Origin of the sequence: Pseudomonas sp. NFACC56-3, assembly GCF_900100025.1 — a bacterium.
GTDB lineage: Bacteria > Pseudomonadota > Gammaproteobacteria > Pseudomonadales > Pseudomonadaceae > Aquipseudomonas > Aquipseudomonas fluorescens_AA.
This window is the reverse complement of record NZ_FMTK01000005.1, coordinates 13,434-32,419: the sequence shown is the minus strand read 5'-3', so window position 1 is coordinate 32,419 and position 18,986 is coordinate 13,434. Positions and strand designations below refer to the sequence as shown.

Here is an 18,986-nt window from a genome sequence, read left to right as displayed (position 1 = left end):
ATACGTGGGGCGATGCTTATTGCACGCGCCATTGCTGGTAGTGACGCTCGATGCGCCGGAACACAAAACTTTCCATGAGCCAGGCAATCAAGCCGATCACGACAATGCCCAGCAGCACCTGGCTGCTGTTGCCGATCTGCCCACCCGTGGCGACCATCCAGCCGATGCCTCGGGAAGCGCCGATCATTTCCGCCGCCACCAGCGCCCGCCAGCCCTGGCTGAAGCCGATGCGCAAGGCGGCGGTCACGAACGGCAACGAGGCCGGCAAATAGACGTGGGCCAACAGTTGCCAGGCATTGGCACCCAAGGTCCGTGCCGCGCGAACTTCACCGCCGCGGATGCTCTGCACGCCCTCCTGGATGGTCACCGCCATGGGGAACATCGCGGCAATGAAAATCACCAGCACGATGGAGACATAACCCAGGCCGAAAATGATCATGATCAGCGGCGCCCAGGCAATCGGCGGGATGGCCATGAACAGGCTGTTGAGCGGCGAGATGAAATCGCGAAAGCGCGAGGACAGGCCCGCGGCCGTGCCCAGCAGGAGCGCAACGATCACCGCGGCGCAAAAACCACCCAGCTCTTCCAGCACACTGGCCTGCAGGTGCTGCCACAGCGAACGGTCACTCAGCCAGCGCAGCGCCTCGCGGGCAACGTCCCAGGGCTGCGGCAGGATGTAGGTGGGAAAGCGGCTCGCCAGGGCGATCCAGATCAACAACAGGAATGGCAGCGACGCCCATCCCCAATTCGGTTTTGGCAAGGACATGACGGACTCAGTGCGCGGCTTTTTCCAGGTAGGAGGTATCCACGATCTGTTCGGTCTTGAGCGTGGTGTCGATAAAACCCAGGTCGTGGGAGTAATCCATCAGGCGCTGGATGAACTGGATGTCCGCCGCCTGCAAGTCCGCCGACCAGCCCAGGCGGGTCCGGGCCTGGGCGACGATGGCTTCGGGGGCGATGGTCTTGCCGTCCGGGCCTTGCACCGCTTCGAGCTTGAACGCCTCAGCGATGAGCCGGTTCGATTCGGCGGGATGTTCGTTGAGGAAAGCGATGGCCTTGCGATGGGCGCGCAGCAGCTTCACCACGTCATCTGGGCGCTCCTGCAAAGTTTTCGGCAAGGCGATCACCACGTACCACGGGTACTGGGGCAGCGTCTGGTTGACGTCCAGCAGGATCCGGCTCGAACCGCGCAACACCGACTGGCTGACGAAGGGTTCCCAGGAAAATGCCGCGTCGACGATGCCACGCTCGAGGGCAGCGTTCATGTTGCCCGGCGGCATGTCGATGATGTCCAGGTCCTTGTCCGGATCGAGCCCGGCCTTTTCCTTCAGGACATAACCGCGCAGCAGCACATCCATGCCACTGCCCTTCTTGACCCCGGCGAGTTTTTTCCCCTTGAGCGCTTCCAGCTGGGTGATCGGACTCTTGGCGTCGACAATCACCGCGGCCTGGCCGTAATTGACCTTCGCCAGGATCCGGCTTTGCAGCCCGCGGGAAAACCACTGGTACACCGGCGGGGTGCCGACATAGGCCACGTCCAGTTCACCGGCGGCCAGTGCCTGCTGGATCACCGGGCCATCGCCCAAGGCCTTGAGGTCGACGTTCAAGCCTTCTTCGCGGTAGTAACCTTGTCTGTCGGCGATCAGCGCCGGGGCGTTGGCCATGGCGAAGACATAACCCACGCGCAAGGGTTTCGCCTCGCCCGCCACGGCGAATGCGCTGCCTGCCAACGTGGCGGCAGACAATGTGAGGGCAAGCAGCGAACGTTTGATCATGCTGTCAGCTCAAGTCGAGGGGTGGGGTGAACCGTGGTGTCGCAGGCGTCCATCACCTGGGCAATGCGCGTCATCAGCTCATTGCGGTAATCGAGGAACGCCGGCAGGCGACGGGTTTTCAGGTTGCTGCGGGGACGCGGCAGGTGGATCTCCAGCTCGCTGTGAATGCCCCCGGGGGCGATGTTGAGCACGATGACCCGATCGGCCAGGAACACCGCTTCGTCGATGTCGTGGGTAATGAACAACACCGTCTGGCCCAGTTCGGCCCAGATGCGCAACGTCTCTTCGTTCATGCTGTTGCGACTGATGGCATCGAGTGCGGCGAACGGCTCATCCATCAGCAATACGCTGGGTTCCAGGGCCAGGGTCCGGGCCAGGGAGACGCGCTGTTGCATGCCACCGGAAAGCTGGTGCGGCAGCCGATGCGCCGCACTCTCCAGACCGACCAGGCGCAGGTACTGCAATGCCTGTGCACGCTGCTGCGATTCGTCGGTGCGGGCGCTCATCCGCAGACCAAAACGGACGTTTTCCAAGGCGCTCAACCAGGGAAACAATTGCGGCGCCTGGAACACATAACCCAACTCCGAACGCTCCGGGCGTACCGCTGTCTGGTTGATGGTGATGCGGCCACTTTGCGGTTGCACGAACCCTGACAACAGGTTCAGCAAGGTGGTTTTCCCACAGCCGGATGGCCCCAGGATCGCGACGAACTCGCCGGGCCTGGCGTTCAGGCTGAAAGAAGAAAACACGCGATGCCCATTGGGGTAGCTGAAGCTGATGTCATCGACCGTCAGGGCATCGGCTTGTGGCAGTGGGTATGGGGAGGTGTTGGGCATGGCAAGTGTCGTCAGGTCGTTTACAATGGGAGCGCCCGACATAATACGTATTAATACAAGTTGTCCCAATAACCTATTTTTATAACCTTAGAAGTGAAGGCACCCTGCCCCACTCAAAGCCATGGAAGCTGACAGTGTCCACCTCCATTCTTCGCGACAGCACCACCTCGCTCTACGAGCAGATCGCCCATCAACTGTTGGAAGAAATTCAGCGCGGCGACTACGAACCCAGCGGCAAGCTCCCGTCCGAGGCGCAGTTGGGCGAACGGTTCGGGGTGAGTCGCGTCACGGTTCGCCTGGCGGTGGGCAAGCTCAGCGACGATGGCGTGGTGGAACGCAAGCAAGGCAAAGGCACCTTCGTGGCGGCCAAACAGGTACGCCATGGCCTGGATGCGCTGCGCAGCTTTCATGAGGCGTTGTTGCTACAAGGGCTGCAACCGAGCATGCAGGTGCTCAGCCACGCCCTGCGGCCCGTCCCGGAAACCCTGCGGGGTCTGTTTGAGCAAGCGCACGACTGCCTGCTTCTGGAGCGACTGCACTTCGTCGATGACGAACCCATCGCATTGGGACGCAGCCACCTGCCGGCAGAGTTGGCCAGCGTGGCCTGGGCTGAGGTCGAACATCAGCCGATCTATTCCATTCTCGAATCGATCACCGGCCTGGCGGTCAGCCGCGCCGACCTGGCCATCCGTGCACAGGAAGCCGACAAAAGCCTGGCCAGCGTGCTGCACGTCAAACGCGGTGCCGCGCTGCTGGTCATGGAGCGCACGTCCTATTTCGCCGATGGCCGTTGCTGCGACCGCACGACATTCTTCATCCGCCCGGAACGCTATGCCTTCGTGCTCAGTGGGGTTTTCAAATCCAATAGCGCCAATTGATACGATTCAAATTGGCGAGGCGGTTGGGCCCGGCCTGACAAAACACTGTTCAATGACCTGTCGCCCCCATTGCTGCCCCTCTTGCTCCTGCTCCAACCTGAAACCGAACGCCTCATACAGCTTGCGAGCAGCGTCGAGCCCCTGGAACGTCCAGAGGATCGTTGAGCTAAAGCCCCACTCGTCGCAGAACTTCATCGCTTCGGCCAACAGGCGCCTGCCAGCCCCCTGGCCGCGCGCCGAATCATCCAGGATGAAGCAGCGCAGCACCGCACTGCCGCCCTCGCCTTCACCGTCGATGGCAATCGAACCGACTATTCGTTCGCTATCCAGAACTACCCAGACCTCATTGCGCGGATTGTGCAGGCGCCCCATCAGCTCGGCCATGTCCGATGCAACCAGGCTTTCGAACAACTGGCCGAAGTTCGAATGCCTTGCGTAATAGTCCGCATGCATTTGCACAATGCGGCCAATGACGCCAGGGCGGTAGCCACGCGCAATCTCCAACTGCGCCGGCGCAGGCGGCGCTGTACCGAGCCGATGGGCGTGTAGCGCGATGGCATAGCTGGCAATCCCCTCACTCACGGTCTGACATTGCTCATTGGATAAGTGAGACATGGCCGCGACAACCTGTTGCGTGGCGAAAGCATCGATGGTTCGGAGGGTGTCTTGCCCCTGGGCGGTGAGTCGCAGTCTCTTGGCCCGCGCATCCTGTTCATGGGTAATTTCTTCGATCTCGCCGGCCTCGATGAGCTTGCGCACCATCCGACTCACGCTGGATTTTTCCAGGCCGAGCATCTCGACAAGCTCGCCCGCGGTCAGGAATTGGCGATTGCCGAGCTCCACGAGGGTGTGCACCGACGACGGCGGATAACCCGTCGCAGCCAACGTGGTGTGCATGAACCCCAGCTCCCGCACCATGAGACGCGACGCCGAACGGATTTTCTCAATCAGGGCTGATGAGCAATGGTTCACGGGGACCTCGAATGCGGATGGGTATTTAGTTGTACCGCACAACTAAATACCCATCCGTGCGTTCAGTCAAGCTTTCCGTTGGCTGGCCTATCAGCGATAAGGCGGGTAGTGACAGTGCTCCTGTCGTCGCACTCAGCGGTGAGCGGACCAGTACCCCAAACTGGAAAATTTTGAGAGGATGCGTGCCAAGAACGCCATGGAATAAAGGCCTTCCAATCCCATCCCCATGGCGGCCCGACATGTATATCCCTCTCTTCCAAAGCTTGCAGGCACGCTTCGCCATCGTCGTGGCGCTGGTGGTGCTGCTCCTCAGTTGCATCTTCGGCACCGTTATCGGCGAGTCCTCCATTTCGCGGCTCAAGGAGCAAACCGGGCTGCAACTGAGCGAATATGCCTACTCGATGATCGACCGCCTCGATCGCGACATGAGTAACCGTTCAAAAGCGCTCACGGTCCTGAGCAAGCTGGAAACCCTGCGCAACACGGCGAGCCCCGGCGAAGCACGCGCCCTGCTCGACCACCTTAGCCAGCAGTTCCCAAACTATTCCTGGATCGGCCTCACCGACGCCCACGGCAAAGTGGTCGCATCGACCAACGGGGTGCTCGCAGGTGCCGACATCTCGCAACGGCCGGTCTTTGCCAGGGCGCGTGAAGAGACATTCATTGGCGATGTTCACGAAGCCGTCCTGCTGGCCAAGTTGCTGCCGAATCCTTCCGGGGAAGCGATGAAATTCGTCGATATCAGCATGCCAATCAAGGACGTCGCCGGAAATCTCACGGGGGTGCTCGCAACGCATCTTTCCTGGGAATGGGCCGCGGAAGTCGGTCGATCGCTTTTCGACCCCTTGCAGGAGCGCCTGCCTGGCCTGGAGTTCCTGGTCATCAGCAAGGACGGCACCGTCTTGCTGGGCCCCAAGGACATGATCGGCAAGCCCGCCGGGATTACGCTCGATGGGCGCGGACAAAGCTGGTCGGTCGAGCGCTGGCCGGACGGTAAGCTCTATATGGCAGGTGCGGCGCAAAGTGTCGGCGTCGACGACTATCCCGGCCTGGGATGGACCGTGGTGACACGCCAGCCCGCCGAGATCGCCTTTGCGGCTGCACGTGAGATGCGCAATGAAATACTCCTCTGGGGCGGTCTGCTGTCCATCCTGTTCGCGGTCATCGGATGGATCATGGCAGGTATTCTCACCGGGCCGGTGAACGTCATCGCCGAGGCTGCCGCGCGCCTTTCCGAAGGCGCCGATGTGGGGATTCCCTTGCTCAAGGGGACGCGCGAAGTCGAAACGCTGAGTGTCGCGATCCGGCACCTCGTTGACAGCCTCACCCGAAAAAGGGGTCAGTTGGCCGTGGTCGAGGGTATCGCCTACCGCGATGTCGTCACCGGCCTGCCGAACCGGGCGGCCTTGGAAAAGTACATCGAGGCGGTACGCAGCGAGGTCGACGTACAGCCTGGCTTCGGCGTGCTGTGCCTGGATCTCGACGGGTTCAAGCCCATCAACGATTGCTTCGGCCATGCCGTCGGCGATGCATTGCTCCAGGAGGTCGGCCTCCGGCTCCTGGGCGCTGTGCGCGATGGCGACATCGCTGTGCGCCACGGCGGGGATGAATTCGTATTGCTGCTGCGCCTGCGTACCGGAGAATCCTTGTCCAGCATGAAGGGCGCCGCCCAGCGCATCATCGCAAAACTGGCCGAGCCGGTCATGCTGGCCGGGGAGTCGATCACGATCGGCTGCAGCATCGGCGGGACGCTGTGGACCGGCGGCGAGTTTACCGATGCGCTGGCCCAGGCCGATGAAGCGCTCTACCGGGCCAAGCGTGCGGGCAAGTCCCAGGCGAAATTCCATGACACCTCGCGCACCGACGAGGCTGCCCATGCCGGTTCGAAGGTCTGAGGCGCTAGCGCAAGGTCTGAAGCGCCTCGCGCCCGGCAAAACGGGCAGCGGCCACCGCCCTGTTGGGAACGTTCAGCGCACGGATCAACGAAGAGACGTGAATGCGCACGGTGAAGGGAGAGATCTCAAGCGCTGAGGCGATTTCCTTGTTGGTCTTGCCTTCGGCGATCAATTGCCAGACCTCTCGCTGCCGTGACGTGAGCTTGCTCATGTCATCATCGGGACCGAGTGGCAGCGAGCCCGAAGGCGCATACTTGACCCGTACTTCGCCACGGCGAATATCGGCGATGGCCTGGCCGACCTGGTCGGGAGAAAGGCTCTTGCCGACAAACCCGTCTACACCGGTGGCCATGACACGGCCAATGACATCGCTGTCATCCAGCGTCGAAACCACAATCATCACGGTGTGCGTGAGTGCCTGGCGCAACTGCGCGAGCTCGCTGATGGAGCCCAGGCCGGGAAGACGTATTTCAAGAATCAGCGTATCGAGAGGTTGTCCATTCGTTGCCAGCGTCCGTACTTCCTCCAGGCTGCCTGCTTGTTCGATCACTGCGTCAGGTATCAGGCGCTCCAGCAACACCATCATCCCCTCTCGGAACAGCGGATGCTCATCTGCCACGATAATCCGGCAAATCTTCCGACCCGAGACGCGTCTCTCATCGTGTCCCATACTGCATCTTGACGACTTCACTGATTCTCTGCGCAACGCCATTGGCCGGAGGCGTGACGGATCGGATCGACTGACCACGATAAGGTCCGTCCGCGGGAAACCAATTCTGGACAACGACAACCTGTTTCGGCTGCTCGGCCGAAACCGGGCCCGTGGAGATTTCATTGGTGAACTTGCAGGTATCAAACGTCCCCAGGGCCGTCTTGATCGTTTCACGCCCGTTATAAGTCAGCTTCTCGACGACATCGAACTCGACCGTTCCCCCGGCGCTCACCGCTTTGTTTTTGTAGCTGACGGTGACGGTCTGCCCAGGTTGCAGATCAATCGGTGTGGAAGCGGGAGGCTGGTAGGTGGTGGTCATCAACGATGCCCCGGCACCATGGCGATCACCGTAACGAATCAGCCGACCGTCCTTGATCTCGGCGAAGGTCGTCGTCAGGAAAAACGGCGCATTGTTCAGGAACGACGTGTGCACCGAAGCCACCGGATTGGCGCCGGCAAACGCCTCGCGCCCGAGCGTCTCGGTTTTACCGCGACTGGTGGCTGGCGACAGGTTGTCGCGACTTTCATACTCCACTACCGTCCCGGCCTGGAAATCCGCCTCGTTGGTGCAAGCCGCAGAGGATGTCTCACTGGCAGTGGCAGCCGACGCACCGGCGATCAAAGAACCCCAGCCACTGGCGACAAGGGCCGAGACGGCAAATGCCGTTGCGAGGCGCTTGCGATAAGCCGGGCAGACGTTGGACTTTCTGGCGGGTGTGTTTTTCAAAAACAGATCCTTGTTCAAATAGGCTCGTTGCGGCCGGTCGAAAACCCGATAGCGCTCATAGGTTAGGGTCGAGTGCCGACCGGCGCTATAGCGCAAGTGTGCTATAGGCTTTGCCCTCGTTCTGAATGGGGGTGATGATCGAGACTACCGATACGCGCCAGACAATGACATCATAAAGCCACTACTTTTGATCGAACCTGGCCGCGCTTCATTCTTCAGCCTTGAAACCGGTATCAGAGGCTCGCATGACCGAATCACTGGAGCGCTTTGTCCAGGCCCAAGCGTCAACCTATGACCGCGCTTTGCTCGAGCTACGGCACGGCCGCAAGGAAGGCCACTGGATGTGGTTCATCTTTCCCCAATTACGCGGCCTGGGTGTCAGCGAGAACGCCACCTATTACGGCCTGCGCGATCTGGAAGAGGCGCGCGACTATTTGCATCACCCGCTTCTGGGACCGCGACTGGAGTGCGCAACCCGCGCCGTCCTGGACTCGGACGTCGCGGTAGAGAAACTCCTGGGGACACTCGACGCCATGAAATTCGCGTCCTGCATGACGCTGTTCGCAGCGGCCGCAGGCGAGCATTGCGTGTATGCCCAGGCGCTGGAGGATCGGGTGAATGTCGACTCAAGAACACTGGAACTACTTAAGGGGCGAGAGAGAAAAAATGTCTAATCTGACGGGAGGATGAGACGGTGAATCCAGAAGTCATTTTCGCCGAAACGGTGAAACGCCTGCGAGCGGCCAGGCACCTTGTCATTTTTACCGGTGCCGGCATTTCCGCACAAAGCGGTATCTCCACCTTCCGTGATCCTTCGACCGGCCTCTGGGCGCGTTGCCCGTGGATGTCGGGCCGGACTGCGACAGCTTGGAACCCCCGCGTTGTCCACACTGCGACGGCCGGATCCGCCCCAATGTCGTCTGGTTCGGCGAGGGAATGCCGGAACGGGAACTGGACCTGGCCTTCAGCGCGGCTCGCGACTGCGACGTCATGCTCTCCATTGGCACTTCCGGAAACGTCTACCCGGCGGCACGGATTCCAACATTGGCAACCGAGCATGGCGCCTGGCTGGTGCATATCAATATCGAACCGATGGGGCCCGATTCCGATAAAACGCTGGTGGGCGATGTGACCCACTGGTTGCCGAGGCTGGTCGAGGCGTTGGGCTGATGCTTCCTGCAAAACCCGCCCATGATCCCAAAGTTTTCCACGAATACGCCGATACATGCCTGATAAAATGACCGGCTCGCAGGTAGCCCCTCGCGACGCAACGATTAAGGAGATCCAACGGACATGATTGTCGGCATTGACCTGGGCACCACCCATAGCCTGATCGCAGCATGGCGCGACGGCGCGGCGCAACTGGTACCCAACGCATTGGGCGAGTGGCTGACACCGAGCGTGGTAGGCCTGGACGACGAAGGCCGCGTCATGGTCGGCCGCGCGGCCCTGGAGCGCCTGCAGACCCACCCCCAGGTCACCGCCTCGCTTTTCAAGCGCTATATGGGCAGCGCTCGTCTCACCACGCTGGGCAATCAACAGTTCCGGGCCGAGGAGCTCTCGGCCATGGTGCTGCGCAGCTTGCGCGAAGATGCCGAGCGGCATTTCGGCGAACCGGTGGAAGAGGCCGTCATCAGCGTTCCCGCCTATTTCAGCGATGCCCAGCGCAAGGCCACACGAATTGCCGGCGAGCTGGCCGGGTTCAAGGTCGAACGACTGATCAATGAACCCACTGCGGCCGCACTCGCCTATGGCTTGCACCAGCGCGATAACGCCAGCACCTTCCTGGTTTTCGATCTCGGCGGCGGGACTTTCGACGTGTCCATCCTGGAGCTGTTCGAAGGCATCATGGAAGTACGCGCCAGTGCCGGCGACAACTACCTGGGCGGGGAAGACTTCGACACGCTGCTGCTGCAGGACTTCGTCGCCGCCCAGGCGGGCAGCAGCGATGGCCCGCTGGCCCTGGAAGATGCGCAGCTCTACGGGCGGCTGCGCCGCGAAGCCGAACGCGTGCGCAGAACCCTGGGCCAGGAACCGAGCGCAACGTTCGCGGTACGCCAGGGCGAGCGCGAATGGCGCCGCGAATACACCCAGGCCGGCCTGACCGACCTGTATGCGCCCTTGTTCAGCCGCCTTCGAACGCCTATCGAAACCGCCTTGCGCGATGCCCGCATCCGCGCCAGCGAGCTGGATGAGGTGTTGCTGGTGGGCGGTACCACCCGCATGCCACTGGTTCGCAAGCTGGCCGCCAGTCTGTTCGGGCGTTTTCCCTCGATCCAGCTCAACCCCGACGAGGCCATAGCCCTCGGCGCGGCCGTGCAGGCAGGGTTGAAGAGCCGCGACGCGGCCCTGGAAGAAGTCGTGCTCACCGATGTCTGCCCCTACTCCCTGGGCATCGAAACCACGGTCGACTATGGCGGCCAGCTCGAATCCGGCCATTACCTGCCGATCATCGAACGCAACTGCGTGGTGCCGGTCAGCAAGGTCAAGCGCGTGTACACCCTGCGCGACAAGCAGAAGGTCGTCCTGCTGAAGGTCTATCAAGGCGAAAGCCGCCGGGTCAGCGAAAACATCCTCCTGGGTGAACTGGAGATCCCCGTGCCGCCCATGCCTGCCGGCGAAGTCGGGATCGACGTGCGCTTCACCTACGACACCAATGGCCTGCTGGAAGCCGATGCGCAGATCGTCCAGACGGGGGAACGCCGCAACCTGGTGATCGCCAACAACGCCGGCGTCCTGGACAGCGAGGAGATCCGCCAGCGCCTCAAGGCCCTGGAAGCCTTGAAAATCCATCCACGTGACGAGCAACCCAACACCCTGCTGATCGCCCGGCTGGAGCGTCTGTACCAGGAAAGCCGCGGCGACCTGCGCCAACGGATCGATGAGCTGGCGACCCACTTCGCCCATGTGCTCGAGAGCCAGGAGCAGCACGACATCCGCGCATTGCGGCTGCAGATCAGCGCCCAGCTCGACAGCCTGGAAGAAGGTGTCTGGCGATGACCTGCTGGACAGTGCTCGGACTGCCGGAAGACGCCGACAAGCGCAGCATCAAGCGCCAATATGCAAGCCTGCTCAAGCAGCATCGACCGGACGAAGACCCCGAGGGTTTCCAACGCCTGCGCGAGGCTTACGAGCAGGCCTTGGAATGGGCTGACTGGCAGCACGAAACAGCAGTCGTCGACGACGAACAGCCGGCGCCTATCGACCTGCCTCCCATGGAAGCGCCAACCCCGCCGCAGGCGCCGTCGGGGCCCTCTCCGGCCCAACGCCTGGCGGCGCAATGCCTGGAGGGAATCACCGCGGCCAACCTCGCCATTCGCCTGTCGCAGGCGCGTCTCTATGGCTGCGAACGCGAGTTCGAACACGGCCTGCTGGGGCGTTGCCTGGCCCAGGAAGACACCTACGACCTGGCCGAAGCGGCCATCGAGCAGTTGCACTGGCTGACCCCTTGGCAACGCGAGGACCTACCCGGCACCGACACCGAGCAGTTGCGCGGCAGGCTCATGGATCTGGCATGGTCTCGCCTGACCGGGGCCTGGCACGATAGCCAACGCTTTCTCGACCTTGCCCGCCAGCTCAATGCCAGTCCGTGGCTACAGACCCTGGACGCTCGGCAATGGCTGAACCGATGCCTGGCCATGGCCCTCCTGCAAGCACCGGGTTGGTCGGAGCCGTTGTTCGATGCCATCTGCGCGCAACAGGGCTGGAAACAGACCGGCCACTCGAGCCCCTGCCCAGAGCCTTGGTGGAGTCAACTGCTTGCCCGCAGCCACTGCGCGACGTTCCTTCAGCAGCAGGCTCGCCTCGCCCAGGGGGGCGACAGCAGCGAATCCCGGGCCGCACGCATGTTGTTCGGGTCATCCGACGAAGACGACCGGATACGCCTGGGCATGACCTTCCGTGCCGAGGACTGGACCGCCTGCGAAACGCTGTATCGCGCCATTGAGCTTCGCTACCCGCACCTGCTGGAAGAGATGCCGCAGTTGGCCCCGGAACACTGGCGTACGCTGCGTCGTCAACCGCCACTCCTGGCCGTGCCGCTGGCCCTGCTCGGCAGTTCCACCTACATGAGTTGGGCGCTGGAGTATCGACTGGGCGGTGCGTTCCTCACCAGCGTGATCGATATGCTCCTACGCGCCCTGCTGCTCGGTGTCGTCGCCTGGGGGCTGCATGCTTTCTGCGCAACGTTGAGCCACGGCGCCTGGCGGCTCGACCGATCAATCAGTACGCGCTACGGCCACTGGCTGAGCCTGCGGCGTCCTGCGCCATTGCCAATTCGCGAGAGTCTCTGGGTCGGGTTGCTTGGCGCGCTCATTTACCTGGTCGGCGGCATTCCTGCGGCGGGAATCTATTTCGGCATCCTCGCGGTGCTCGCGGCCATCAGCCGGCGTGCCGCCTCTCGATCCGGCAAGTCCTTTTTTGCTCGAGTCTATGAGCGCGTGCCCGGGGATGTGCTGATCGGCCTGTTCCTGGGAATGCTGGTGCCCCTGGTGCTGCTGGGCAATGCCTTGGCCAGCCATTCGAGCCTCGCCGTGAATGAAGGCCTCCAGGCCTGGCCCCAGCGAACCTGCGCCGCCCGCCAACTGACGGCTTCGCCTTGCCCCTCCAAGCTTTCGGCAGAGCAGTGGCATGCCGTCGACACCGCCCAGGTAAAACAACCATGATCAGCACCCGCGCCTTTATCACCGCGGTTGTCGTCCTGCTGACGATGGCCTGGCTGGTGCAACGAGTGTCCAGTTCGGAAACCGTCGTCGACAAAACCACCCTTTCGTACTGGGCCGAGGTCCAGGCCATTACCACCTGCCTGGTGGAAGGCGCGGACCTTCTGGAGCAGCGCTACGCCGATTATCACGCCCTGCTGACGCCCCCCAAAGATAAATGGCTGCCCAGACAGGGCTTTGCCGGATTCGGCATGGGCGCCGGCGATCTCCTGAGGACCCAGGCGCCTTGCAAACCGTGGCTCCATAGTTCGGAGCCGGAGCTGAACGCCCAGGCCAAGCACTACGTCCAGGCATATGACCGCCTGCGGCCCGATGCGTTGGCCATCGAACGGTGGCTGGGCGATCGGTCGAACGAGCCCCCTGCTCCCGAGCTCGATCAGCTCGAACGCACCTTCAACCTGAACCTGCAAGACTTGCGTACCCAGGCGATACCTTTGCGCCAGGCGTTGGAGCGACCGCAACTGCAAGTTCGCGAGCAACAGTTGTCGGCCATTGAAACACGCCTGGGCCATGACCAGCATTGGCATACCCTGCGCTTCATGATCTTCGCACGCGAGACGATCAATGCCCTGGACGCCATGACCGAAGGCACGCCGTTAAGCCCGGAGCAATTGCTCACCCAGCAACAGGCGCTCATGGCCAGCTGGAAGGACGCCGAAGCCCTCGTGCAAGCCCTGCCGCGCTTGCGCTCGGCCAATGGCAAGCAGCCCGTATGGACCCACATCGGTTTCGCCGCCAAGGAATGGTTGACTGCCCTGGAGCGCCTGCAACAGCACTGGGCAGCCGGGGCCGACGCCGGCGAACTGAACCAGGACCTCGCCGCCGCACGAGCCGGTTACGATGAACTGCAGTCGCGCTATAACACGGCGGTGCAATCGCAGTATTGATTCGTCAGGACAGCCTCGCGGCAGCCTGGACTGCGAGAACAAAACGGCAGCCTTCTCCTGCCTCTTCACCGGGTAAGCGGGGTGCAGCCACGAAACCACAGCGTTCAAGGACTTTCCTTGAACCGACATTTTGCTCGTAGACATACGCCACCAGCTGCGTCAGCGCCCAGCGCATCCGTGCCTGCCGGATGAGATGCTCCAGGGCCAGTGTGGCCAGGCCCTGCCTGCAGAAGTCCTGGTCTATCCGGTAACCCACCTGCGCGTAACCGTCCGCTGGGTGGATGTCCTTGAGGTTCGCGCGGCCGACGATCCTGCCGCTGCCATCCTCAATGACAAAAGGGTGCCAGACGCCCACGGCAAAATCGGCCAGATAGCCTTCGATGTGCTCGGTGACGCCCGTCCATGAATAAAAGGCAGGGTCGCGTGCGTCGATCTGCGACTCGAACCATTCACGGTTATGGATTTCGAAGGCCAGCAGCGCTTGCACATCGGTCATTTGCAGCTCGCGAATTCTGAAGGGTTTCACTGATGGCTTCTCCTGGGGCCGTGAAGCGCAATCGTAAGGTCGAGCGATCGTTCATGGCGAGGGTTTCTGCTTGGGCGGTTCTTTGTTGGGGCCGCTGCGCAGCCCAGCGGGAGCAAGCTCCCTCGCCACGGGCCTATTGGATGGCCCCCTAAACGAAAAATGCTCCGTACCTTTCGATACGGAGCATTTCTTCAAGGCTTCCCGCGGATTGCCAGGTAGTCACGCGACGGTGAGTCTCATGGTTCAATCGCCTGCCGAATCCAGAGCGATCCTGCAGTTCCTATCGGGGGAGCCAATGGGGAACCCGCCTGGAGTCCTTCAGGCGTTTTGGTTCCAGGGACGGTCGCCATGTTCGTCCTTGATGCGTGTCGGCAGGCCCATCACATCCAGCGCCTCGAGGAACGCCTCGGCAGGCAGCTCTTCGACGTTGACCATGCGCTGCACGTCCCACTCGCCACGGGCCACCAGCAAGGCCGCGGCCACGGGTGGCACGCCGGCGGTATAGGAAATGCCCTGGCTGTCGGTTTCGGCGTAGGCGTCCTCGTGGTCGGCCACGTTGTAGATGAACATCTCGCGCGGCTGGCCATCCTTGACGCCCTTGACCAGGTCACCGATGCAGGTCTTGCCGGTGTAGCCCGGCGCCAGCGAGCTCGGGTCAGGCAGCACGGCCTTGACCACTTTCAGCGGCACGACTTCCAGGCCTTCGGCGGTCTTGACCGGTTGCTCGGACAGAAGGCCGAGGTTCTTGAGCACGGTGAACACATTGATGTAGTGCTCGCCGAAGCTCATCCAGAAACGCACGTTGGGCACGTCGAGGTTCTTCGACAGCGAGTGCACTTCGTCGTGGCCGGTCAGGTACAGGTTCTGCGAGCCGACCACTGGCAGGTCGTCGGTGCGCTTGACCTCGAACATGGTGTTGCTGGTCCACTGGCTGTCCTGCCAGCTCCACACCTGGCCGGTGAACTCGCGGAAATTGATTTCCGGATCGAAATTGGTGGCGAAATATTTGCCATGGGAGCCAGCATTGACATCGAGAATGTCGATCGAATCAATGCGGTCGAAATGCTGTTGTTGCGCCAGTGCCGCATAGGCATTGACCACACCCGGGTCGAAGCCCACGCCGAGAATGGCGGTGATGTTCTTTTCCTGGCACTCCTGGAGATGGTTCCACTCGTAGTTGCCGTACCAGGGCGGCGTCTCGCAGACCTTGCCCGGTTCTTCGTGGATGGCGGTGTCCAGGTAGGCCACGCCGGTATCGATGCAGGCACGCAGCACCGACATGTTGAGGAAGGCAGAGCCGACGTTGATGACGATCTGCGACTCGGTTTCGCGAATCAGCGCCTTGGTCGCTTCGACATCCAGAGCGTTCAGTGCAAAGGCCTTGATGTCGGCGGGTTGCTTGAGGCTACCCTTGGCCTTGACGCTGTCGATGATGGCCTGGCATTTGGAGATGTTGCGCGACGCGATAGCAATACGACCGAGTTCGTCGTTGTGCTGCGCGCACTTGTGGGCCACCACCTTGGCGACACCTCCTGCACCAATGATAAGTACGTTCTTCTTCAATTTCTTTATTTCTCCTTCCGCCAACTCAAGAGAGGCTGGACAAGTAGTCGTCGTAAACAAACTCGCGAACCACCTCGACGCTGCCGTCGAGTTGCTTCACAACGATGGACGGCATTTTCAGGCCGTTGAACCAGTTTTTCTTGACCATGGTGTAGCCCGCTGCGTCGATGAACGACAGCCGATCGCCGATGGACAGCGGACGATCGAATTGGTACTCGCCAAAGATGTCTCCAGCCAGGCAGGATTTGCCGCACACCATGTAGGTGTGTTCGCCCTCGCTCGGTGCCAGCTTGGCGTCCAGGCGATAGATCAGCAGATCGAGCATGTGTGCCTCGATGGAGCTGTCTACCACGGCCAGGTGCTTGCCGTTGTAGAGCGTGTCGAGCACGGTGACTTCCAGCGACGCGCTCTGGGTGATCGCGGCCTCGCCCGGTTCCAGGTAGACCTGCACGCCATACTTCTGCGAGAAGGCCTTGAGCCGTGCGCAAAAGGCATCCAGGGCATAACCCTCGCCGGTGAAATGGATGCCGCCACCGAGGCTGACCCACTCGACCTTATGCAATAGATGACCGAAACGCTCCTCGATCGTGCCCAGCATCTGGTCGAACAAACCGAAATCGCCGTTCTCGCAGTTGTTGTGGAACATGAACCCGGAGATATGCTCGATGACCTGTTCGATTTTCACCGGATCCCATTCGCCCAGGCGGCTGAACGGGCGCGCCGGGTCGGCCAGCAGGTAATCGGAGCTGCTCACTTGCGGGTTGACCCGCAGGCCGCGAACCTTGCCGGCCGACGCCTCGGTGTAACGCTGCAACTGGCCGATGGAGTTGAAGATGATCTTGTCGCAGTTGGCGAGCATCTCCTCGATCTCATCGTCGGCCCAGGCCACGCTGTAGGCGTGGGTCTCGCCCGCGAATTTCTGCCGGCCGAGCTTGAGTTCATAAAGCGACGACGACGTGGTGCCGTCCATGTACTGCTGCATCAGGTCGAACACCGACCAGGTGGCGAAACACTTGAGCGCCAGCAAGGCCTTGGCCCCGGACTGCTCACGCACATAGGCGATCTTCTGCATGTTCGCCAGCAGCTTTTGTTTGTCGATGAGGTAGTACGGCGTTTTGATCATTTTCGAGGCCTCCGGGCAAGGCGAGCCAAAAAAGGATGCGCATTGTGCCTTCACTGACTGCAGATCGAAAGAGCGAAAAGCCCCGTTCACGCAATCATCCTGATCCAGATCGACGCTTTGCGATCACCGGACATACCGGCCGCCCAGGCGACGAAATGCTGAATCTGGCAAAGGAGGATAACCAAAGGGCGCTGACGCTCGACCTTGAGCCGTCGCGGATAACCGGCCTTGCACAACAGGCCATCAGTGTCAGTGTTTATGCATCAGGTCATGAAGGACACCAAACCTCAGGCCCGCTTCGCAAACGATCATGTCTGTAATGCCGAAGACCTTGAACGCCGCCAGCATGATCGCCAGGCCACCGGGCAGGATGCCCAGTCGATGGCTCTGCAAGCCGGCCAATCTGAGGCGGTCGACATGGCCGACTTCCAGCAGCCGCAACGACAGGCGCAACAACCCGCTGTAGGTAATGCCGCCTTGTCCGAGGTCATTGAGACCATTGGCCTTGAGCACTTTGGCCAACATCCGCGCAGTACCGGAAGAGCCGATCACCTGCTGCCAGCCCTGCACGCGATAACGCGCCGCCACCGCTTCAAACTGCAGGACCGCCACGCGTTCAGCCTCCAGCAGCGCTTGAGCGGTGATGCGTCCGCCCGCAAAGTAACGTGCGCCAAAGGTGCCGCTGCCGACGGCAATGCTTTCCGTCAGCAGCGGCTGAGCGCCCTGCCCCAGAATCAGTTCGGTCGAGCCACCGCCGATGTCCACCACCAGTCGCGTCCGCTCGACACCGGGCACCGCATGGGCGACACCGGCATACACCAACCGGGCTTCTTCATGTCCGGACAGCACGTCGATCCGAAACCCCAGGTGCCGCTCGGCACTGGCCAGGAACAATTGGGCATTGGCCGCTTCGCGCACGGCACTGGTCGCCACCGCCCGCACCCGTCCAGCCTCGAAGCCTCGCAGCTTTTTGCCAAATCGGGCCAGGGCTTGCCAGCCTCGATCCAGCGCCAGCTCGTCCAGGGCCCCGGCTTGCAGGCCCTCGGCCAATCGGACCGGCTCGCGCAGGGTTTTCACTTCCTGGATCACCCGTTGTCGATTGCGCTTGACCGACTGGCCAATCATCAGGCGAAAGGCGTTGGAGCCCAGGTCAATGGCCGCGAACAGGGGGGCGTCGCCTTTCATAGCGGTGTTCCTTGATTCATCAGCCAGCAGGCACAAGCACTGCGGGCATTCCACGATGGTTTGCGAAGATCCTGCCACGGGTTCGATGACACCTGAATGACACCCCTTGCGCCCCAATAACTGTTTTAGCCAAGGGCAACGCATGAAGCACAGATGACCGTCACTACTATGTAACAAATTGCAACTAGCGTGGATGGCGCCTCCACGACCGAGTTTTCCATCATGCTTTCAACCCAGGACACCTTGGTACAGCGCATCCACCGCGAATTGCTCGATCACAGCGACGAAGAACTGGAGCTGGAGTTATCCGAAGACGGGCATGACCTGAACGCCTTGTTCGATGAACACGGCCCGGATAACAGCGAGAAAGAAATCCGACGCCTGTATTTCAGCGAACTGTTCCGCCTTCAGGGCGAACTGGTGAAGCTGCAAAGCTGGGTGGTCAAGACCGGGCACAAGGTCGTGATCCTGTTCGAAGGGCGCGACGCCGCCGGCAAGGGTGGCGTGATCAAGCGCATTACCCAGCGGCTCAATCCCCGGGTGTGTCGCGTCGCCGCCCTGCCCGCCCCCAACGACCGTGAACGGACTCAATGGTACTTCCAGCGCTATGTTTCGCACCTGCCGGCGGCGGGTGAAATCGTGCTGTTCGACCGCAGTTGGTACAACCGCGCCGGGGTCGAGCAAGTCATGGGGTTCTGCACCGACGAACAGTACGAAGAGTTCTTTCGTACCGTGCCGGAATTCGAGCGGATGCTCGCCCGCTCCGGCATCCAGTTGATCAAGTACTGGTTCTCCATTTCCGACCAGGAACAGCACCTGCGCTTCCTCAGCCGCATCCATGACCCGCTCAAGCAATGGAAGCTCAGCCCCATGGACCTGGAGTCCCGCCGGCGCTGGGAGGCCTATACCAAGGCCAAGGAAATCATGCTCGAACGCACCCACATCGCCGAGGCGCCCTGGTGGGTGGTGCAGGCCGACGACAAGAAAAAAGCCCGGCTCAACTGCATCCATCACCTGCTTGGGCAAATGCCCTATGAAGAGGTGGAGCTGCCGACCATCGAACTGCCGCAGCGGGTACGCCAGGAAGACTACTCCCGCAGCCCGACGCCACCGGAGCTCATCGTGCCCCAGGTCTACTGAGACCCGCCAGGCAGGGACGCCCGGCACCGAGCCCCCACTTCCACCG

Annotated in this window: 18 protein-coding genes and 1 pseudogene; 9 read left to right on the top strand and 10 right to left on the bottom strand. The window is 61.6% G+C overall.

Annotated elements, in window-relative coordinates; genetic code table 11:
- Window positions 1–16 precede the first annotated feature (16 nt).
- From BLO80_RS09385 to BLO80_RS09375, 3 genes are read right to left on the bottom strand one after another with little or no spacing between them, the layout of a single operon-like run.
- The gene (locus tag BLO80_RS09385; protein ID WP_092327628.1) at window positions 17–766 is read right to left on the bottom strand and encodes an ABC transporter permease; all 750 of its coding nucleotides are present in this window, start codon (window positions 764–766) and stop codon (window positions 17–19) included.
- A gap of 7 nt (window positions 767–773) precedes the next feature.
- Entirely contained in the window at window positions 774–1,775 is a 1,002-nt protein-coding gene (locus tag BLO80_RS09380; protein WP_092327627.1) for an ABC transporter substrate-binding protein, read from the bottom strand.
- The gene (locus BLO80_RS09375; protein ID WP_092327625.1) at window positions 1,772–2,611 is read right to left on the bottom strand and encodes an ABC transporter ATP-binding protein; all 840 of its coding nucleotides are present in this window, start codon (window positions 2,609–2,611) and stop codon (window positions 1,772–1,774) included. Before BLO80_RS09375 ends, BLO80_RS09380 begins: the two co-directional genes overlap by 4 nt.
- A 134-nt stretch (window positions 2,612–2,745) precedes the next feature.
- Between BLO80_RS09375 and BLO80_RS09370 the strand changes: the two genes are divergently transcribed.
- A complete protein-coding gene (locus BLO80_RS09370) occupies window positions 2,746–3,489 on the top strand; it encodes a GntR family transcriptional regulator (protein ID WP_092327624.1) in 744 nt (247 codons plus the stop codon).
- 6 nt (window positions 3,490–3,495) lie between these two features.
- Here BLO80_RS09370 and BLO80_RS09365 read toward each other — a convergent pair whose 3' ends face one another.
- Complete coding sequence (locus tag BLO80_RS09365; RefSeq protein ID WP_256574185.1) at window positions 3,496–4,407, bottom strand: bifunctional helix-turn-helix transcriptional regulator/GNAT family N-acetyltransferase; 912 nt, start codon at window positions 4,405–4,407, stop codon at window positions 3,496–3,498.
- 293 nt (window positions 4,408–4,700) lie between these two features.
- On the opposite strand from BLO80_RS09365, the gene BLO80_RS09360 reads away from it, so the two are divergent.
- Window positions 4,701–6,356 (top strand): sensor domain-containing diguanylate cyclase, encoded by a 1,656-nt coding sequence (locus BLO80_RS09360; protein WP_175459472.1) that lies wholly within the window; start codon window positions 4,701–4,703, stop codon window positions 6,354–6,356.
- A gap of 4 nt (window positions 6,357–6,360) precedes the next feature.
- On the opposite strand, the gene BLO80_RS09355 is transcribed toward BLO80_RS09360, so the two are convergent.
- Window positions 6,361–7,026 carry a LuxR C-terminal-related transcriptional regulator gene (locus BLO80_RS09355; protein WP_092327620.1) on the bottom strand — a complete coding sequence of 222 codons (666 nt, stop codon included), beginning with the start codon at window positions 7,024–7,026 and terminating at the stop codon, window positions 6,361–6,363.
- Window positions 7,013–7,813, bottom strand: coding sequence for a DUF3108 domain-containing protein (locus tag BLO80_RS09350; RefSeq protein WP_256574175.1), 801 nt, complete (start codon window positions 7,811–7,813; stop codon window positions 7,013–7,015). The genes BLO80_RS09355 and BLO80_RS09350 overlap by 14 nt, the downstream gene beginning before the upstream one ends.
- A 227-nt stretch (window positions 7,814–8,040) precedes the next feature.
- On the opposite strand from BLO80_RS09350, the gene BLO80_RS09345 reads away from it, so the two are divergent.
- The 6 genes and pseudogenes from BLO80_RS09345 to BLO80_RS09325 all read left to right on the top strand — a co-directional run bounded on the left by BLO80_RS09345 (window position 8,041) and on the right by BLO80_RS09325 (window position 13,403).
- The gene (locus BLO80_RS09345; RefSeq protein WP_092327619.1) at window positions 8,041–8,469 is read left to right on the top strand and encodes a DUF1810 domain-containing protein; all 429 of its coding nucleotides are present in this window, start codon (window positions 8,041–8,043) and stop codon (window positions 8,467–8,469) included.
- Between the two features lie 20 nt (window positions 8,470–8,489).
- Window positions 8,490–8,600 (top strand): annotated as a pseudogene (locus tag BLO80_RS30590) (NAD-dependent deacylase); the annotation flags it as partial.
- 62 nt (window positions 8,601–8,662) lie between these two features.
- Complete coding sequence (locus tag BLO80_RS30585; protein WP_371914569.1) at window positions 8,663–8,965, top strand: SIR2 family NAD-dependent protein deacylase; 303 nt, start codon at window positions 8,663–8,665, stop codon at window positions 8,963–8,965.
- 123 nt (window positions 8,966–9,088) lie between these two features.
- Window positions 9,089–10,795 carry a molecular chaperone HscC gene (locus BLO80_RS09335; RefSeq protein ID WP_092327617.1) on the top strand — a complete coding sequence of 569 codons (1,707 nt, stop codon included), beginning with the start codon at window positions 9,089–9,091 and terminating at the stop codon, window positions 10,793–10,795.
- Window positions 10,792–12,459: a J domain-containing protein gene (locus tag BLO80_RS09330; RefSeq protein WP_092327616.1), complete on the top strand. Its 1,668-nt coding sequence runs from the start codon at window positions 10,792–10,794 to the stop codon at window positions 12,457–12,459. The genes BLO80_RS09335 and BLO80_RS09330 overlap by 4 nt, the downstream gene beginning before the upstream one ends.
- Entirely contained in the window at window positions 12,456–13,403 is a 948-nt protein-coding gene (locus BLO80_RS09325; RefSeq protein ID WP_092327614.1) for a DUF3829 domain-containing protein, read from the top strand. Before BLO80_RS09330 ends, BLO80_RS09325 begins: the two co-directional genes overlap by 4 nt.
- 4 nt (window positions 13,404–13,407) lie before the next feature.
- Here BLO80_RS09325 and BLO80_RS09320 read toward each other — a convergent pair whose 3' ends face one another.
- The 4 genes from BLO80_RS09320 to BLO80_RS09305 all read right to left on the bottom strand — a co-directional run bounded on the left by BLO80_RS09320 (window position 13,408) and on the right by BLO80_RS09305 (window position 17,800).
- A complete protein-coding gene (locus BLO80_RS09320; protein WP_092327613.1) occupies window positions 13,408–13,929 on the bottom strand; it encodes a GNAT family N-acetyltransferase in 522 nt (173 codons plus the stop codon).
- Window positions 13,930–14,247: 318 nt separating this feature from the next.
- Window positions 14,248–15,492, bottom strand: a complete 1,245-nt coding sequence (locus BLO80_RS09315) for a saccharopine dehydrogenase family protein (protein WP_041476374.1) — start codon at window positions 15,490–15,492, stop codon at window positions 14,248–14,250.
- 25 nt (window positions 15,493–15,517) lie between these two features.
- On the bottom strand, window positions 15,518–16,615 hold the full coding sequence (locus tag BLO80_RS09310; protein WP_058545429.1) for a carboxynorspermidine decarboxylase: 1,098 nt from the start codon (window positions 16,613–16,615) through the stop codon (window positions 15,518–15,520).
- 249 nt (window positions 16,616–16,864) lie between these two features.
- Window positions 16,865–17,800: a Ppx/GppA family phosphatase gene (locus BLO80_RS09305; RefSeq protein WP_092327611.1), complete on the bottom strand. Its 936-nt coding sequence runs from the start codon at window positions 17,798–17,800 to the stop codon at window positions 16,865–16,867.
- A 222-nt stretch (window positions 17,801–18,022) separates the two neighbouring features.
- On the opposite strand from BLO80_RS09305, the gene ppk2 reads away from it, so the two are divergent.
- A complete protein-coding gene (gene ppk2, locus BLO80_RS09300; protein ID WP_092327920.1) occupies window positions 18,023–18,940 on the top strand; it encodes a polyphosphate kinase 2 in 918 nt (305 codons plus the stop codon).
- Window positions 18,941–18,986: the final 46 nt, after the last annotated feature.

Bases quoted from the DNA above. Each gene is read 5' to 3' on its own strand.
- BLO80_RS09325 (WP_092327614.1), top strand. From the start codon at position 12,456: ATGATCAGCACCCGCGCCTTTATCACCGCGGTTGTCGTCCTGCTGACG.
- BLO80_RS09380 (WP_092327627.1), bottom strand. From the start codon at position 1,775: ATGATCAAACGTTCGCTGCTTGCCCTCACATTGTCTGCCGCCACGTTG.
- BLO80_RS09360 (WP_175459472.1), top strand. From the start codon at position 4,701: ATGTATATCCCTCTCTTCCAAAGCTTGCAGGCACGCTTCGCCATCGTC.
- BLO80_RS09335 (WP_092327617.1), top strand. From the start codon at position 9,089: ATGATTGTCGGCATTGACCTGGGCACCACCCATAGCCTGATCGCAGCA.
- BLO80_RS09310 (WP_058545429.1), bottom strand. From the start codon at position 16,615: ATGATCAAAACGCCGTACTACCTCATCGACAAACAAAAGCTGCTGGCG.
- BLO80_RS09345 (WP_092327619.1), top strand. From the start codon at position 8,041: ATGACCGAATCACTGGAGCGCTTTGTCCAGGCCCAAGCGTCAACCTAT.
- ppk2 (WP_092327920.1), top strand. From the start codon at position 18,023: ATGCTTTCAACCCAGGACACCTTGGTACAGCGCATCCACCGCGAATTG.
- BLO80_RS09305 (WP_092327611.1), bottom strand. From the start codon at position 17,800: ATGAAAGGCGACGCCCCCCTGTTCGCGGCCATTGACCTGGGCTCCAAC.
- BLO80_RS09355 (WP_092327620.1), bottom strand. From the start codon at position 7,026: ATGGGACACGATGAGAGACGCGTCTCGGGTCGGAAGATTTGCCGGATT.
- BLO80_RS09330 (WP_092327616.1), top strand. From the start codon at position 10,792: ATGACCTGCTGGACAGTGCTCGGACTGCCGGAAGACGCCGACAAGCGC.
- BLO80_RS09365 (WP_256574185.1), bottom strand. From the start codon at position 4,407: ATGGTGCGGGAGCTGGGGTTCATGCACACCACGTTGGCTGCGACGGGT.
- BLO80_RS09375 (WP_092327625.1), bottom strand. From the start codon at position 2,611: ATGCCCAACACCTCCCCATACCCACTGCCACAAGCCGATGCCCTGACG.
- BLO80_RS09385 (WP_092327628.1), bottom strand. From the start codon at position 766: ATGTCCTTGCCAAAACCGAATTGGGGATGGGCGTCGCTGCCATTCCTG.